Here is a 12,948-nt window from a genome sequence, read left to right as displayed (position 1 = left end):
TTATCCAGGTTGTTATAGATAGCCATCACTTTTCCTCCCCAATAATTTCAACGCCCGCAGAAATCAGCGTGGCCGCACATGCCTCGCGCATACTTCCGGCGCCGGCGGCAAACCCTTGATACCATTCAGCGTCAGAACCGAGTTTTGGCAGCCCCGGCAACTTAATCTGCACGGCTGTTTTCGCCGGAGCACCAAAGCCCAGCTTCTGCCTGAGTTCAGCGATAGCGGCATCATGCTCTGCGCGGGCCTCTGGACCCATAGCATCCAACTCTGCGTAACGTTCGGCGCGGTTCTTAAGTGCTCGCAGAACCAGATGAGTACCAACGCCTTTACCGAACCGGAAGCCGGGTTCAAGAATGACCGGGCAGGGGAGCGTTTCTGGATATTCCGGCTGCAATGTTTCTTTAGTGTTCACCAGAAGCTCAAGAGCCATCGCTACCACCTCGCCCGGGAAGAAAGGTTCACCATCGGCAATTGCTTTAAGCCGTTTTTCGCTGATGCTCATCGCTTTGCCTCCCGCATCAGATGTTTGTAGGCCCGGAGGGCGTGCTTTGTCTGGCCACTCAGTACCGTTTTCATGATGAAAAATCCGCAGCTATTGCTGGTCATGCCGGGAACCAAAAAGAGAGCAACATCAATCGCTCGGTTGTGCCGGCGGAATTCAAACACCGTGCTGGTGACCACAATATTTGCAACGGATCCGTGGTCCTGATATTCGATTTTCATGCCAGAGTCCTCGCCAGTAATCGGGCAATGCCGAAGAAACAGCAGACACCCGCCGCAAACCCCAGCCCCGAAAGGCTGGAGAAAAACAGAGTGAACAACGCTAGTTCAGATACCTTTTTCATTGGTCTGCACCTCCTCTACTGCTGCGATATATCCTTTCCACCCGCCATAGCTGTTAACCATTTCACCCAGCCGGGAGAGGCAGGCATTCATCCAGCGGATCCCACGAGGGGTAAGGGCTGGCACTGTTCCCCAGTCGATAAATTTCGAATTGCTGCGATGCATATATTTAATGAGGTCCAGAATGCTAATGTAGTGCGAACGGCGCCGCTCCAGACTCCACCCTTTATCCTTGAGGTAGGAATCAATGAACCCCTGCAGCGCTGGCTGGTTAAGCGAAATATCGCCGTACTGGTGACGATAGACCGGGCGGCGGTGCAGGCTGACCAGATAGAACAGATACGCATCACACACCCAGGTCAGCGCCTGCTGGTGGGCCTGGGTGATTGTGGCTGATGGCAGCCAGATAACGTTATTCACCGTGATCGCCCTCGCAGAAGATCTCCGCCGGATCTTTGCGCAGCTCAAAGCCGCCGAACTCCGGATGCTGCCAGCGCTTGCGGCCCTTGGCTGGTGGAGTGGACCCCTTAATCAGGACTTCGACCGCGGACATGAAAAATGCGCGATGCACGCAAAGCCCACGAACGCCATCGAGCTGGCAATTCGGTAAGTCGTAAAAGCTGACGAGCCGACGGCAGGTAGCGTCCGACATCCCGGCAGCCCAGGAAACCTTATGTACTGGTACATACTCGGGTTCTTTGGTTTCTTCCTGCGCCGTTTGGGCGGCATGATCGACATGAAGTGGCTTGGGTTCTCCTGGTGTTGCAGAAATCAGATTACTCCCCATAACTTCCATCACGGCTTTCATCGTCGCTGATGCCGTTGCTTCAGCTACGACCCGAGCCAGTGAGAGCATGTCTGCCGTCTGATATGTTGTCGGCGCTTCAATGCGCGGCTGCTCAAGCACCTTTTTCATACCTTGCCATTGTTCAATGAGGGCCAGTCGGCGCTTTGGGTCATAACCTGTAATGAGCGTCATCGAAAGGTCTTCGTTTAGCCAGATTTCATCAATAACAGTACGTCCGCAGTAATCCTTATATGAAATGAAAAAACCTTTAAAATCATTATCGTCCAGATTTGGACCATAGATACCCAGTTGTTCCAGCATTGTTTTGATGTCGCGAACAACATGCTTAGGTTCTTTATCGGTAACCACTGCGATTTCACTGCTGCTCATCATCAGTACGCCGTTGACGGATTTCATATTCATGTTATTCAGCCTCCTTCAGTTCAATTCCGAGCTTTTTCGCCAGTCGGCGTTGATTGCGAGTCAGTTGCATGCATACCACCCCTTCAGAGACTGGTTTTACGGCGTCGTGAAGCCCATGCCGAAGACTCGCGTAATCAGTGGCATTACTGTTGTCTGACCGGATGTGGCTGTGGAAAAACTGCGCCATCGTCATTCCTGCGTATCCTTGCGCCGTGCTGTTTCTGCGTGCTTTCTTTGCCATCATCATTTCCCTCAGTGCATAACCGGCATGTCTGGCATGCCTTCAGTCTGGATTTGCTCGATAAAGCCGTCATGCAGCATGTTGAAACCCTCCCGGCCCATAGCGGACAGCCTGAATCCGCATTCATCGTCTGCAACAACCATGTCCTGATACATCCGCAGCGCCAGCCGCTGACCAAGGTCGGGTCCGTATTTCTCAATGGCGCCTGCCTCGATGTGGTTAGCGAGTGCAAAGCGCTCCGGCCCAGGATAGACGCTGATTGCGCCATGCTCCCCGGAGTAGATAACGGCTTCATCGACGCCACCTTCGTCGTTCGGAACGTCTACAGTCCCGTTCTTCTCCCGCTCCTCGGTAATGAATACCGCGGCGAGCAACCAACGCCAGACGATGATTTGCTTCTCGATGTTGAGCGTGATCCAGCTGCTTTCGACCGCCTCCATGATGCAGGCCAGAATTTCCATACCTTCGGCGAGGTGTTTGTCATAGCGACCGTTATCCAGCAGGCGAATAGCAGCGGAGTAACCAATCACCCGGTTTCCAGACCGGATCCCTGTTGAGGTTGGTTCCGGGTTAAGCATGTTAAGAAGCATTGCGCACCTCTGCTGGTTTGCTGGCCTGAAGTTCTTCGCGCTCTTTCACGTAGCGGTCGTGCATGGCATCCCATTTTTCGCACCATTTCTGCATTTCACGTTTGCGGGCAAGGATCCGCCGCAGCCGGCGAATGGTTCGACGGTGAGCATTGAAATATTCCACAGTGACGCCACCACGTTGCCAGTGTGTCAGCTCAGGTTTCAGCGGGTGGGTGGCCTGAACGTCCGGATGGTGCTGGCGGAATCCTGAACATGCAAAGGCGTGCGATGTCAGGAAGTGCGCCAGCCAGATAATGGCGGTGCCGCGGCTAAAGCAGCGCTTCATACGTCCGTGACGAATAGCGGCGTACAGGTCGCCGACTGGCGTGTGGTGCTTCTGTAATGCCAGGTCAATGGCGCTGGCGGTGCGGTTATCGATCATTTGCTTTCTATCTCCCGGTTGTACGTGGAATGGCTCATCACTACCCAGTTCCGACCATCGTCTTTCGATAACAGCCGCCAGCGTGGGTTAACCTTCAGGCTGAGATGTCCGGTGCGGCGTATCCGCCTCGGGAATATCCTCCGGCGCCGGTACCGCAGCAGGACCTGCAGCGCCTGCAGGTGGACCCGTTCAGGAATGCGTATTGCTGTTAGTGCCACTGGCTCCCTCCTGATTAGGGGCGATCACCTGATATCCGGCTTTCTTTGCCATCCAGAAGAAGGTATCCATGCTGGCGATCAACTCGTTATCACGAACTTTGCGGGTATCAATTACCTGGCCGTTTTCAATCGTCATAACGACCTGCACTTTTTCGTGTGTAATAGGGGGGGGTAAATTAGTCATCAGTTAATTCCTCCGCTGATATATTTCTCTTTCACATAGTCGGCAACTTCTTTTAACAGTTCATCGACTATTAGCTTCCCTGACTCGGTCAGGTACTCCGTATTTTTATTAACTTCGATAGCGTTCTGATAGGCGGCCTTAATTACCTGATCGCCTTCCGTGCGACCGTACTCGCCATAGGTCAAACCCTCAAAGCGCAATAAAAGTTGATGCATAAATGATTGGGTGATTTCCACAGTTTCTATTTTACCGCCGGGAAGTTTCACAATCAGGAGATTGCCTCCGGTTTTTCTTTTAAGTCGCGAAAGGGCTGCATTTGTAATTCTACGCCGATGTGTTTCAATTGCGTTTTGTCTTTCCACCGTTTCTTTCCTCCAAGACATTCATTTGTCCGTCAATATCTGCGGACATGTCGTAAGCAATTTGCAAAAGACTCCAGCGCTGCCCGTCTTCCATTTCGTAATAGTTCTCCGCGATGGTCTGAATCAGATGCATTAATCTTTCTGTGGCAATACTTGCTTCCTGTAATGTCACATTGCTTATTCCGTTGGATTGGGCGCTCACGCTGACCTCCCGTAGGCTTTGCGCAGATAAAGACCAGCAATAATTTCATGTCCGCTTTCTGCGTACAGGCGGGCTGATTTATATGCCGCGCGGTCGATAATGAAGCTCACAACAACCCCCCTTATAAAATTTAGAGTGAAGGATTCCCCACCGATTAAGATGTAATTACATTCGGCTTGATTAATTCAATTTCACTTCGATGCCGATTACTTCACATTCTTGCTGTTCGCAGGTGGCTCACTTAACGTTTTAATAAATTCATTCGTGGTATCCAGAGTTTTTTGCATTGAACGAATCAAGCAAGCCATTGCGCAATCAGTTTCGTGGTCCTCGTTGCTGTTTTTGTAAATAATCTCAAGAAGCACTTTGTTTTCGATAATATCCGCCGAGACAGTTTCTAACATCTGAATAGGATTATTCATTTGCTCACCTCGGAATTCTTAACGCATTCGAGTTCTTCATATGCACGCGAAGCCAAGTAGCGAATCCCGTTGGTTGCATCTTTAATTGTTTCCGCGTCAAGTTGTTCAGCGCTTAACTCAATAGCCACGAGTAGGGCACATACGTTATTAGTGTATTCCATTGCGCTAATGAGGTTCGGGTGGTTGGTTGTGCTGGGCTTCATTTTGCAACCTCCAGAGCGTAAGCGTGTGCAGCATTTGCATAGTCGCGAGCTAACCAAATAATAATATCGCCAATCTCTTCATGCTCAGTACTGGTTGATGCCGTTAATAAACAACCAGCCTCAATAAGTGAAGATATGTTTTTCAGAGCATCTACAGGCTGTAAAGAAAGGCCGTTAAAGAATGGAGCAGGGTCGCTGTTCATCTCGTTGACTCCTTGTTTGTCGATGAACAGATGATAGGGGATGCTATTATTTATGGCAATAGCAAATTCTATTTATTTTGCTATTGAAATTTAACGTATTGATATTAAAAATAAAAAAAGCCGCAGTAGCGGCTTTTGATGTTGAAGGTTAATCAAATTAGAACTGAGTACCAAAACACTCGGCCTATTATTTCTATTTTGTTCAGTGGCTTATCTTCGGCTGGGTGCTCCAGTGAATTATAACTCCGAATGCTTACGGTTTCAGGCCCTGTGCGATACAGTATTTTTATGCGTTTCCACCCATCCTCGCTGATAGCATAAATTTTGCCATCCACTATTTTTTTGTCTTCAGTGTTGATTGCGACCGTTGTACCGTCAGGTATTACTGGCTCCATGCTATCCCCGCGGGCAGGGAAACACAGTATCCCATGCCCGTCTGAACTTGCTCCTATTCGTCGCAATGTTGACTTTGAGAAACGCAGCTTGTATCCGTTGTAGTCCTCATTGCCGATACGTCCGTTACCACAAGCAAACTCAATATCTTTCAGGAAAGGAACCTCCACTTCATCATCTCCTAAAGGGGTGTTTCTGTCCCACGTTTTTACACCAATAGACTCTTTGTCTTTTGGGAGTTCATGGGCTGATAATGGTCTCATGGGGCCGCTGCCATCTGAAAGCCACTCTGGGCGGACCCCGAGAGCATTGGCAAGATCAACAATCCTGGTTGTTCCTCTGGCATTACCCGACGATATACGCCATACAGTAGGCTGCGCCATGTTGGCCGCTTTCGCCAACGCCCCCTGACTCATTCCCATCTCTTGCATCGCGTAGTTAAGTCTATCTGCGAGCGTCTTAAGTGTACTTTCTTGCATAGTTTATAGCCTCCGCTATCACATTTTAGCTTCGCATAATAAACAAGTCTATTGTCTATTCCAATAGCAATTGCTATCATTCCCCAATAGCTAACAAACACGGTTAAGCACAACTATGAAATCAGCGATTGAAAGAGCTATTGATGCGGCTGGCGGTGTAAACGCCCTAGCAAGAGCGGTTGGAGTTAAGCAGCCGTCGGTATCTCGATGGAGAAAGGTTGGATTGGTTGGCGTGGATCACGTCCCTGACGTTTCTGCGGCTACGGGAATTCCAGCTCACGAGCTAAGGCCAGACAAACCAAAGCTATTCCCGCACCCCAGCCCGGAGGTGTGACATGTCACCAGAATGCTTCATTCGCAAGCACATCACAGCGTCGCTTGTCGCTGAAGGCTTCTCTGAAAGCGTCGCAGGGGGGGGGCTGAACACGGCGTTGATTATTACCGTAGAAGCTCTCAGGCGAGCCGTAAAGGGGCGATATTCGATGATTGTCTCTTTCGAGCTCGTCAATGGGCTCTGGGGCAAACAACATCTGCAGAGCGAAAGGCTGGGAAGAAAAAGCCGGGTAGAGGTGGTGGCACTCAACCCGGCCTGTTCTGACTTCGAGCACTGATTTTGAAATGACCTCAGGAGTTATTTCATGAAAAACCATATCAGAATATTCGATTACAAATCAAGCGCAGGTGAGCCGTATGTTTCCAGAAACGGACGCCATTAAGACGCTCGATATGCTTTATCGCGACCCGCGAGGTGTAACCGTGCACGTCACTGGCTGGAACCGCGAAAAGCAACAGGTCTATTTCACCAGACCGGATTATCCGCATGAGTGCATGCAGCCAGTCTGGAAGTTTCAACAGTACTTTACGAGGGTTCAGGAGAAGGCAGATGCGTGATTACGGAAAAGTGTCTCCTCAGTTTTGGATTGGACGAACAGGTAAAACATTGCGAACTGCAGGCGCGGAAGCTCAGCTGGTTTCGCTTTATCTGCTAACCAATCCTCACGCCAACATGATCGGCCTTTATTACATGCCCTTAATGTTTATTGCGCATGAAACTGGTTTGGGTATCGAAGGGGCTTCTAAGGGGCTTGCAAGCGCCATCGAAGCCGGGTTTTGCCATTACGACGAGCAGTCCGAAATGGTATGGGTGCCTGAAATGGCGGCGCATCAGATCGGGAGCAATCTTAGCCCGAAAGATAAGCGTTGCCCTGGCGTTCAAAACGAGTACAACGCACAGCCAGAAAACCCATTTTTGTCAATGTTTTACGATAAGTATCAAACCCATTACCACATGACAATTCGCCGGGGAAATACCCCGGTAAACGAACCCGAACCGGAAGGGGCTTCTAAGGGGCTTGCAAGCCAAGAGCAAGAACAGGAGCAAGAGAAAGAACAAGATCAAAATATCATGTCCGATTCGGATCGGACTGGTGGCGATTGTTCTGATGGTCAGAAGGACCAGCCTGCACAGGAGGTTCCTGAAGGCGAATCTGCCGGAACTGGAGAACCAGATACGGTCGACGTCGCCTTCGAGAATATTTTTTGGGGGGCAGGGCTCAGGAAGGACGCAAAGGTCAAAGCCCGCACGGCATTCCGAACAAAATACCGCGACTGGAAAAAAACAACCCGGGGAACGGCTGAAGAGTTCGCTGGCATGCTGGCTGAGGATATTCGGATCAGGGCTGCGGCGCAGCAGTTGGGCTTCGACAAACTTCTGCCAACGTCATACCTCAACGGTGAGCGATGGAACGATCAAAAACCAGCAGACGCTTCAGCGTCGGGCAGTCCCGCCAGCGACGGTGGCGCGACAGGTGCCTGGTATGCCAAATCCAACGACGGGTCCGCCGAGGTGTTTATCAATCAGGCCGCTATTGACCGCCTCAAACGCGGAGCAAACCGCCCATGAAAACCATCCTGAAACGCATGTTGGTTGCCGGTTATAACCGCGGCATTTTGCGCGAAGGATTCGTGACATGGTGTTTCATCAAATTTGATTTACGGAGTATCTAATGGGCCCGGCTGAACTATCCGAAAAACTGTGGGACAACGCCGAGAGGGTGGCGAAATATCTGCTGCCTCGCGGGCATCTGGAAGGAAAAGAGTGGTGTGCGGGTAATACCAACGGCGATACGGGGAAAAGCCTCAAAATCAACCTGGGTGGGAAAAAGGCGTGGTCAGATTTTGCCAGTGGCGATAGCGGCGATCTGCTGGATTTGTGGATTCTGGTGCGCAACTGTCAGCTGCACGATGCTATGCGGGAGGCGAAAGAGTTCCTGGGCCTGAAAGACGACGATCACCACTTCGAATCCAAGAAAAAAACATTCTCCCGACCAACGAAGAAGGGCGTCAAAAAGGCGAACCATTGCTACGACTATCTGGCCTCCCGCGGAATCACTCGCGAGACAGCCGACCAGTTTCGCGTTTCCGATGCGGTGGTCTGGCACCACGACGAAAACCGCGAAGTACCGGCGGTGGCGTTTCCGTATCTTCGTAACGGTGACCTGCTGCAGGTTAAGCGCATCGGTACCGAACGCCCGAACGGAAAAAAACTCATCATGGCCGAGGCTGACTGCGAACCGAGTTTATTCGGCTGGCAGGCTATGGACGCCAAAGCCCGCGCCGTCGTGCTGTGCGAGGGTGAAATCGACTGTATGACTTACTCGCAGTTGGGTATCAGCGCACTGTCGGTACCGTTCGGCGGCGGGAAGGGGGCCAAACAGCAGTGGATCGAGTATGAATATCACAATCTGGACCGCTTCGAGGAAATCTGGTTGAGCCTGGACAACGACGACGTGGGGCGCGAAGCCGCGAAAGAAATCGCCCGCCGCCTGGGTGAGCACCGTTGCCGAATGGTTGAGCTGCCGCACAAAGATATCAACGAATGCCTGATGGCCGGTATGAGCGAGGATGATGTCTGGAACTGCCTGGGTACGGCGAAATTCTTTGATCCTGACGAACTGTGCTCCGCCGGCGATCTGCTTCAGGAAACCATTGATGCTTTCGAGCATCGCGATGTCGGCCTTTTCACCAGTCCATGGGCGTCATTGAACAGCAATTTCAAGTTCCGCGCCGGCGAGCTGACTCTGGTTAACGGGGTGAACGGCCACGGTAAAACGGAACTGGTTGGACATATCGCTGTAGACGCGATGAGTCAGGATGTCCGGACGTGCGTCGCCTCTCTGGAACTGAAGCCTGGGAAAATGCTGGCCCGCCTGACCCGCCAGACCATCTGCACCGCCTCGCCGAAACGCGAAGAAATCGTCACGACGAATGAGTGGTTCTCCGATCGCCTGTGGGTGTTCAAGCTTACCGGCACCGCGAAGGCCGGACGCCTGCTGGAAATCTTCGCCTACGCCCGCCGCCGGTATGGGATTGACCTGTTTGTGATCGACAACCTGGCGAAATGCGGACTCGATGAGGAGGATTACGGCGGACAGAAAGAATTTATCGATACCCTGTGCGACTTCAAAAACGAGCATAACTGCCATGTCCTTCTGGTCACACACGCCCGCAAAACCAACGAAGCGGCACCTACGGGGAAAATGGACGTTAAAGGCACCGGCGCATTAACTGACATGCCTGACAACGTAATGGCCGTATGGCGGAACATCCCGCGCGAACTGGCGCAGCGCAAGGCTGATCGCATGGGGTATGAGAGTCTGGACAAGGACGAACAAACCGCCATCCAGATGCCAGCGTCAATGATACGCCTGCTGAAACAGCGAGAGGGTGAAGGGTGGATTGGTGACATCGGCGCCACCTTTGACGCCCGGTCACACCAGTTTCTTGAAGGCGATAAGGGGCCGTTTAACTACCTGGTCGGTAAACAACAAAGCGAACTCGATATTGAGTGGGACGCTGATAACGTTACGAGGTACTGAGCATGACAACCGAGGTTTTAAAAGAAGCAATCGAGAACGATCAGTGCCTGAAAGCGCAGGCCACTCCGCAGGAATCTGAGTTTGATGATCCCTTGTCGTTCGGCGGTGTTGATGTGGACGCTAAGGGGAAAGTATGAAACTGGAAGCATCTCTAAAACACTTCAGCCCGCAGGGCATGCATATCAGCGACGACGTGAAAAGCACATCGCCGAATCGCCTGAACGGAACAGACGTCATGACCGGGATCGGGGTGACCAGCAGTCGGGCGCGGTTCGGGCTGGCGGCGTTCTTCGGTAAGGCTGGCATCAGTAAAACCGATGAGCAGTTGGCGGTTCAGGCGCTGGCGCGGCATGCCCTTGAGACGGCACCAAAAAACGTTCGCAAGGCCGCTGGTACTGCGCTGGGGCGCTGCTGCCTGGTACTGGCGCAGTTTGCTTTTGCTGAGTATTCCCGTTCAGCTGAAACTACCGGGATCTGCAAGACATGCGAAGGGGCCGGTGTAACCAAATCAGTTGAGGAGGTTGTTAAACACCCTGGAATACACAAAAACGACGGCCAGGAGATTGTAGCCCCAATTATCAGGCGCGAGATGGTAATACGGCAGTGCGTTGTATGCGGCGGGAAGGGGGTCATTAACGCCCGCTGCCGTTGCGGTGGTTCTGGTCAGGTGCTGGACCGCAACGCGACAAAAGAGCAGGGAGTGCCGGTATATAAAACCTGTGAGCGCTGTTCGGGAAATGGTTTCACCAGCGTCAAGTCAGCGAACGCACACCGGGCGATCCAGATGTACATACCTGACTTACATCAGTCCTCATGGTCACGCAACTGGAAGCCGTTCTATGAGGGACTGGTGGATATGCTTCACAAAGGAGAGAGACAGGCCGCGGCTGAATTTGAGAAGGCAACAACTTACTAATGTGATCGAAACAGATGGCGGCAATTTTTTAAACGTTAGTGTTGACTTTGCATAAAAGTGTCCTGTATGCTTTCAATCGTGGGATATAGCGCCCATACGAAAATAATCATTGAAACCCTGCCGCCTGGCGGGGTTTTTGTTATCTGGAAAACACTATTACATCTATTCCTTTGGTATGATTTATTTTTTAGCCGAGGGTATTTCGATGGATGCAGATGAAGGTTTTTTGGGTAGCGTTGAGGAAGTTCGAACTACTGAAGATATTGATCAAGTAAACATCGCCCTATCCAAGGGGTGGGTGATTATTAAAATATCCGAAAGCATTTTAGCTTGGGATGACGGCGGTAAAAGTAGTCGTGTGACTTACCACATGGGCAGACCCAAGAAGTTGCCTATCTAATTTTTTCTTCACCTCCGAATAATGAGTTTTTCATTTTAAGGCTGCGCATTTGCGTGGCCTTTTTCATTTGTGCCGCCAGAACGTCACTCACTCTGTGCGTTGTCGTTAATCCATCTGGCGGCCATTACCAATACAGGGCTCACCGACAACGGCTCATAACCCACCCGTCGGGCGCTCGCGCAGAGCCCGCCTATTCCTTTCACACAGCGCCATCCGTCATCAACGGAGGTGGAGCATGCACAGAATGGACAAACTCACTACAGGCATTGCCTACGGCTCGTCCGCAGGTAGCGCGGGGTTCTGGATGCTACAACTGCTCGACAAAGTATCCCCATCCCAGTGGGCTGCCATTGGCGTTCTTGGGAGTCTGGTATTCGGTTTCCTTACCTACCTGACAAATTTGTATTTCAAAATCAAAGAAGACCGGCGTAAAGCTGCAAGGGGTGAATAATGTCTCCAGCACTTCGAAAAAGTGTCATTGCAGCTGTTGGCGGCGGTGCTATTGCCATTGCGTCAGCGCTTATTGCCGGGCCGACTGGTAACGATGGGCTTGAGGGTGTGCGGTATAAGCCGTACCAGGATGTAGTCGGCGTCTGGACGGTCTGCTATGGCCACACTGGCAAAGATATCCTGCTCGGTAAAACCTACACTGAGGCAGAGTGTCGAGCGCTGCTCAATAAAGACCTGAACACCGTCGCCCGCCAGATTAACCCTTACATCAAACAGCCGATCCCCGAAACTATGCGTGGGGCACTGTACTCGTTCGCCTATAACGTTGGCGCTAGCAATTTCCAGACCTCAACGCTGCTGCGCAAAATCAACCAGGGCGACCAGAAAGGCGCGTGTGACCAACTGCGAGTCTGGATTTATGCCAAGAAGGTTATCTGGAAGGGCCTTGTAACGCGCCGCGAGATTGAGCGCGAAGTGTGTTTATGGGGGCAAAGATGAAAATAATCATGGTTATATTAGCGTTATTGCTGTCTGCCTGTGATGCTGGCCCAACCCCTGCAAAATCAATGATGGCTGTTTCATCCCAGCTTTCTGCAGATGCAGATCGTATCAGGGTGACACAGATGTCGGAATTTCGTGATGAGCTTGCATACGGAAACTGGCGGGGTGTCTACCTCATACAGGATAAGCAGACCGGGAAGGAATACATCGGCATTAGCGGTATCGGGATTTCTGAGGTAGGAGCGCATAGCGAGATGGTTGGCAAGGTTTCGCAATCAGTAAGGGATGAGCGATGAGCCGCTTAACCGCAATTATCAGCGCAGTGGTTATCTGCCTGATTGTCTGTCTCGGGTGGCTTGCCAGTCACTACCACACCAACGCCACCGAATATAAGCGCCAGCGCGACGAGAAAACACGGGCGCTGAATCTGGCGAACGCCACTATCACCGATATGCAGACCCGTCAGCGCGATGTCGCTGCGTTGGATGCGAAATACACAGGAGAACTGGCAGATGCTAAAGCCACTATCGATCAGCTTGAGCGTGATGTTGCTTCTGGCAAGCGTCGGCTGCAGCTCAACGCAAAATGTCCCTCGGACGGAGCGACCGGCACCAGCGGCGTGGGCGATGCTTCCGGCCCCCGACTTACTGACTCCGCTGAACGGGATTATTTCACCCTCAGAGAGCGAATCGACACAATCACCGGGCAAGTGAATTATTTGCAGGACTACATTCGCACGCAGTGTTTGAAATAAAGGAGCAAGCATGCTTCTGATTTCACATTCTATAGCGGGAAGAAGCCCTTACCCGAAACCCAGACAGGATAAAGT

25 protein-coding genes are annotated in these 12,948 nt (G+C 51.6%); 12 read left to right on the top strand and 13 right to left on the bottom strand.

Going from position 1 to position 12,948, the window contains the following annotated elements:
- Positions 1 to 25: 25 nt before the first annotated feature.
- The 13 genes from FNY10_RS09065 to FNY10_RS09005 form a co-directional block, all read right to left on the bottom strand.
- Positions 26 to 259 (bottom strand): hypothetical protein, encoded by a 234-nt coding sequence (locus FNY10_RS09065; RefSeq protein ID WP_160704883.1) that lies wholly within the window; start codon positions 257 to 259, stop codon positions 26 to 28.
- 242 nt (positions 260 to 501) lie between these two features.
- Positions 502 to 726, bottom strand: coding sequence for a hypothetical protein (locus tag FNY10_RS09060; protein WP_160704794.1), 225 nt, complete (start codon positions 724 to 726; stop codon positions 502 to 504).
- 105 nt (positions 727 to 831) lie between these two features.
- Complete coding sequence (locus FNY10_RS09055) at positions 832 to 1,266, bottom strand: hypothetical protein (protein ID WP_160704796.1); 435 nt, start codon at positions 1,264 to 1,266, stop codon at positions 832 to 834.
- Positions 1,259 to 2,056 carry a Rha family transcriptional regulator gene (locus FNY10_RS09050; protein WP_227699359.1) on the bottom strand — a complete coding sequence of 266 codons (798 nt, stop codon included), beginning with the start codon at positions 2,054 to 2,056 and terminating at the stop codon, positions 1,259 to 1,261. Before FNY10_RS09050 ends, FNY10_RS09055 begins: the two co-directional genes overlap by 8 nt.
- 1 nt (position 2,057) lies before the next feature.
- The gene (locus FNY10_RS09045) at positions 2,058 to 2,297 is read right to left on the bottom strand and encodes a hypothetical protein (RefSeq protein WP_160704798.1); all 240 of its coding nucleotides are present in this window, start codon (positions 2,295 to 2,297) and stop codon (positions 2,058 to 2,060) included.
- Between the two features lie 11 nt (positions 2,298 to 2,308).
- Positions 2,309 to 2,827, bottom strand: a complete 519-nt coding sequence (locus tag FNY10_RS09040) for a hypothetical protein (protein ID WP_160704800.1) — start codon at positions 2,825 to 2,827, stop codon at positions 2,309 to 2,311.
- Between the two features lie 49 nt (positions 2,828 to 2,876).
- Positions 2,877 to 3,308 carry a hypothetical protein gene (locus FNY10_RS09035; RefSeq protein ID WP_160704802.1) on the bottom strand — a complete coding sequence of 144 codons (432 nt, stop codon included), beginning with the start codon at positions 3,306 to 3,308 and terminating at the stop codon, positions 2,877 to 2,879.
- A 189-nt stretch (positions 3,309 to 3,497) separates the two neighbouring features.
- Complete coding sequence (locus FNY10_RS26605) at positions 3,498 to 3,710, bottom strand: hypothetical protein (RefSeq protein WP_202395497.1); 213 nt, start codon at positions 3,708 to 3,710, stop codon at positions 3,498 to 3,500.
- Positions 3,710 to 4,093: a hypothetical protein gene (locus FNY10_RS09025; RefSeq protein WP_160704804.1), complete on the bottom strand. Its 384-nt coding sequence runs from the start codon at positions 4,091 to 4,093 to the stop codon at positions 3,710 to 3,712. Before FNY10_RS09025 ends, FNY10_RS26605 begins: the two co-directional genes overlap by 1 nt.
- Complete coding sequence (locus FNY10_RS09020; RefSeq protein ID WP_202395523.1) at positions 4,050 to 4,274, bottom strand: hypothetical protein; 225 nt, start codon at positions 4,272 to 4,274, stop codon at positions 4,050 to 4,052. Before FNY10_RS09020 ends, FNY10_RS09025 begins: the two co-directional genes overlap by 44 nt.
- 206 nt (positions 4,275 to 4,480) lie before the next feature.
- Positions 4,481 to 4,696 (bottom strand): hypothetical protein, encoded by a 216-nt coding sequence (locus FNY10_RS09015; RefSeq protein WP_160704806.1) that lies wholly within the window; start codon positions 4,694 to 4,696, stop codon positions 4,481 to 4,483.
- Between the two features lie 199 nt (positions 4,697 to 4,895).
- Positions 4,896 to 5,102 (bottom strand): hypothetical protein, encoded by a 207-nt coding sequence (locus tag FNY10_RS09010; protein ID WP_160704808.1) that lies wholly within the window; start codon positions 5,100 to 5,102, stop codon positions 4,896 to 4,898.
- A gap of 152 nt (positions 5,103 to 5,254) precedes the next feature.
- Positions 5,255 to 5,974, bottom strand: coding sequence for a S24 family peptidase (locus FNY10_RS09005; RefSeq protein WP_160704810.1), 720 nt, complete (start codon positions 5,972 to 5,974; stop codon positions 5,255 to 5,257).
- 115 nt (positions 5,975 to 6,089) lie between these two features.
- Between FNY10_RS09005 and FNY10_RS27295 the strand changes: the two genes are divergently transcribed.
- From FNY10_RS27295 to FNY10_RS08950, 12 genes are all read left to right on the top strand, one after another.
- Complete coding sequence (locus FNY10_RS27295) at positions 6,090 to 6,308, top strand: carph-isopro domain-containing protein (RefSeq protein WP_160704812.1); 219 nt, start codon at positions 6,090 to 6,092, stop codon at positions 6,306 to 6,308.
- Position 6,309: 1 nt separating this feature from the next.
- Positions 6,310 to 6,585 (top strand): hypothetical protein, encoded by a 276-nt coding sequence (locus tag FNY10_RS08995; RefSeq protein ID WP_160704814.1) that lies wholly within the window; start codon positions 6,310 to 6,312, stop codon positions 6,583 to 6,585.
- Between the two features lie 79 nt (positions 6,586 to 6,664).
- The gene (locus FNY10_RS08990) at positions 6,665 to 6,865 is read left to right on the top strand and encodes a DUF4222 domain-containing protein (protein ID WP_160704816.1); all 201 of its coding nucleotides are present in this window, start codon (positions 6,665 to 6,667) and stop codon (positions 6,863 to 6,865) included.
- Entirely contained in the window at positions 6,858 to 7,877 is a 1,020-nt protein-coding gene (locus FNY10_RS08985; RefSeq protein WP_160704818.1) for a hypothetical protein, read from the top strand. Before FNY10_RS08990 ends, FNY10_RS08985 begins: the two co-directional genes overlap by 8 nt.
- 103 nt (positions 7,878 to 7,980) lie before the next feature.
- A complete protein-coding gene (locus FNY10_RS08980; protein ID WP_160704820.1) occupies positions 7,981 to 9,852 on the top strand; it encodes a toprim domain-containing protein in 1,872 nt (623 codons plus the stop codon).
- Positions 9,853 to 9,854: 2 nt separating this feature from the next.
- A complete protein-coding gene (locus FNY10_RS27175) occupies positions 9,855 to 9,989 on the top strand; it encodes a hypothetical protein (RefSeq protein ID WP_255493184.1) in 135 nt (44 codons plus the stop codon).
- Positions 9,986 to 10,768, top strand: coding sequence for an antitermination protein (locus tag FNY10_RS08975; protein ID WP_160704822.1), 783 nt, complete (start codon positions 9,986 to 9,988; stop codon positions 10,766 to 10,768). Before FNY10_RS27175 ends, FNY10_RS08975 begins: the two co-directional genes overlap by 4 nt.
- A 205-nt stretch (positions 10,769 to 10,973) precedes the next feature.
- Positions 10,974 to 11,168 carry a hypothetical protein gene (locus tag FNY10_RS08970; RefSeq protein ID WP_160704824.1) on the top strand — a complete coding sequence of 65 codons (195 nt, stop codon included), beginning with the start codon at positions 10,974 to 10,976 and terminating at the stop codon, positions 11,166 to 11,168.
- A 235-nt stretch (positions 11,169 to 11,403) separates the two neighbouring features.
- Positions 11,404 to 11,619: a class II holin family protein gene (locus tag FNY10_RS08965; RefSeq protein ID WP_131050591.1), complete on the top strand. Its 216-nt coding sequence runs from the start codon at positions 11,404 to 11,406 to the stop codon at positions 11,617 to 11,619.
- Positions 11,619 to 12,116 carry a lysozyme gene (locus FNY10_RS08960; RefSeq protein ID WP_160704825.1) on the top strand — a complete coding sequence of 166 codons (498 nt, stop codon included), beginning with the start codon at positions 11,619 to 11,621 and terminating at the stop codon, positions 12,114 to 12,116. Before FNY10_RS08965 ends, FNY10_RS08960 begins: the two co-directional genes overlap by 1 nt.
- Positions 12,113 to 12,415, top strand: a complete 303-nt coding sequence (locus tag FNY10_RS08955) for a hypothetical protein (RefSeq protein WP_160704827.1) — start codon at positions 12,113 to 12,115, stop codon at positions 12,413 to 12,415. Before FNY10_RS08960 ends, FNY10_RS08955 begins: the two co-directional genes overlap by 4 nt.
- On the top strand, positions 12,412 to 12,873 hold the full coding sequence (locus tag FNY10_RS08950) for a lysis protein (protein ID WP_160704829.1): 462 nt from the start codon (positions 12,412 to 12,414) through the stop codon (positions 12,871 to 12,873). The genes FNY10_RS08955 and FNY10_RS08950 overlap by 4 nt, the downstream gene beginning before the upstream one ends.
- The last annotated feature ends 75 nt before the right edge of the window (positions 12,874 to 12,948 follow it).

Origin of the sequence: Klebsiella sp. Lac1, assembly GCF_009825425.1 — a bacterium.
GTDB classification, from domain to species: Bacteria; Pseudomonadota; Gammaproteobacteria; order Enterobacterales; family Enterobacteriaceae; genus Klebsiella; species Klebsiella electrica.
This window is presented reverse-complemented; position numbering and strand designations above follow the sequence as displayed.

Excerpts from the sequence above, each read along its gene's own strand:
- FNY10_RS09050 (WP_227699359.1), bottom strand. The coding sequence starts at position 2,056 with ATGAATATGAAATCCGTCAACGGCGTACTGATGATGAGCAGCAGTGAA.
- FNY10_RS27295 (WP_160704812.1), top strand. The coding sequence starts at position 6,090 with ATGAAATCAGCGATTGAAAGAGCTATTGATGCGGCTGGCGGTGTAAAC.
- FNY10_RS08970 (WP_160704824.1), top strand. The coding sequence starts at position 10,974 with ATGGATGCAGATGAAGGTTTTTTGGGTAGCGTTGAGGAAGTTCGAACT.
- FNY10_RS08965 (WP_131050591.1), top strand. The coding sequence starts at position 11,404 with ATGCACAGAATGGACAAACTCACTACAGGCATTGCCTACGGCTCGTCC.
- FNY10_RS09065 (WP_160704883.1), bottom strand. The coding sequence starts at position 259 with ATGGGTCCAGAGGCCCGCGCAGAGCATGATGCCGCTATCGCTGAACTC.
- FNY10_RS09005 (WP_160704810.1), bottom strand. The coding sequence starts at position 5,974 with ATGCAAGAAAGTACACTTAAGACGCTCGCAGATAGACTTAACTACGCG.
- FNY10_RS08975 (WP_160704822.1), top strand. The coding sequence starts at position 9,986 with ATGAAACTGGAAGCATCTCTAAAACACTTCAGCCCGCAGGGCATGCAT.
- FNY10_RS08995 (WP_160704814.1), top strand. The coding sequence starts at position 6,310 with ATGTCACCAGAATGCTTCATTCGCAAGCACATCACAGCGTCGCTTGTC.
- FNY10_RS09060 (WP_160704794.1), bottom strand. The coding sequence starts at position 726 with ATGAAAATCGAATATCAGGACCACGGATCCGTTGCAAATATTGTGGTC.
- FNY10_RS08990 (WP_160704816.1), top strand. The coding sequence starts at position 6,665 with ATGTTTCCAGAAACGGACGCCATTAAGACGCTCGATATGCTTTATCGC.
- FNY10_RS08960 (WP_160704825.1), top strand. The coding sequence starts at position 11,619 with ATGTCTCCAGCACTTCGAAAAAGTGTCATTGCAGCTGTTGGCGGCGGT.
- FNY10_RS09025 (WP_160704804.1), bottom strand. The coding sequence starts at position 4,093 with ATGTCTTGGAGGAAAGAAACGGTGGAAAGACAAAACGCAATTGAAACA.
- FNY10_RS09045 (WP_160704798.1), bottom strand. The coding sequence starts at position 2,297 with ATGGCAAAGAAAGCACGCAGAAACAGCACGGCGCAAGGATACGCAGGA.
- FNY10_RS26605 (WP_202395497.1), bottom strand. The coding sequence starts at position 3,710 with ATGACTAATTTACCCCCCCCTATTACACACGAAAAAGTGCAGGTCGTT.
- FNY10_RS08985 (WP_160704818.1), top strand. The coding sequence starts at position 6,858 with ATGCGTGATTACGGAAAAGTGTCTCCTCAGTTTTGGATTGGACGAACA.
- FNY10_RS08950 (WP_160704829.1), top strand. The coding sequence starts at position 12,412 with ATGAGCCGCTTAACCGCAATTATCAGCGCAGTGGTTATCTGCCTGATT.
- FNY10_RS09010 (WP_160704808.1), bottom strand. The coding sequence starts at position 5,102 with ATGAACAGCGACCCTGCTCCATTCTTTAACGGCCTTTCTTTACAGCCT.
- FNY10_RS08980 (WP_160704820.1), top strand. The coding sequence starts at position 7,981 with ATGGGCCCGGCTGAACTATCCGAAAAACTGTGGGACAACGCCGAGAGG.
- FNY10_RS09035 (WP_160704802.1), bottom strand. The coding sequence starts at position 3,308 with ATGATCGATAACCGCACCGCCAGCGCCATTGACCTGGCATTACAGAAG.
- FNY10_RS27175 (WP_255493184.1), top strand. The coding sequence starts at position 9,855 with ATGACAACCGAGGTTTTAAAAGAAGCAATCGAGAACGATCAGTGCCTG.
- FNY10_RS09015 (WP_160704806.1), bottom strand. The coding sequence starts at position 4,696 with ATGAATAATCCTATTCAGATGTTAGAAACTGTCTCGGCGGATATTATC.
- FNY10_RS08955 (WP_160704827.1), top strand. The coding sequence starts at position 12,113 with ATGAAAATAATCATGGTTATATTAGCGTTATTGCTGTCTGCCTGTGAT.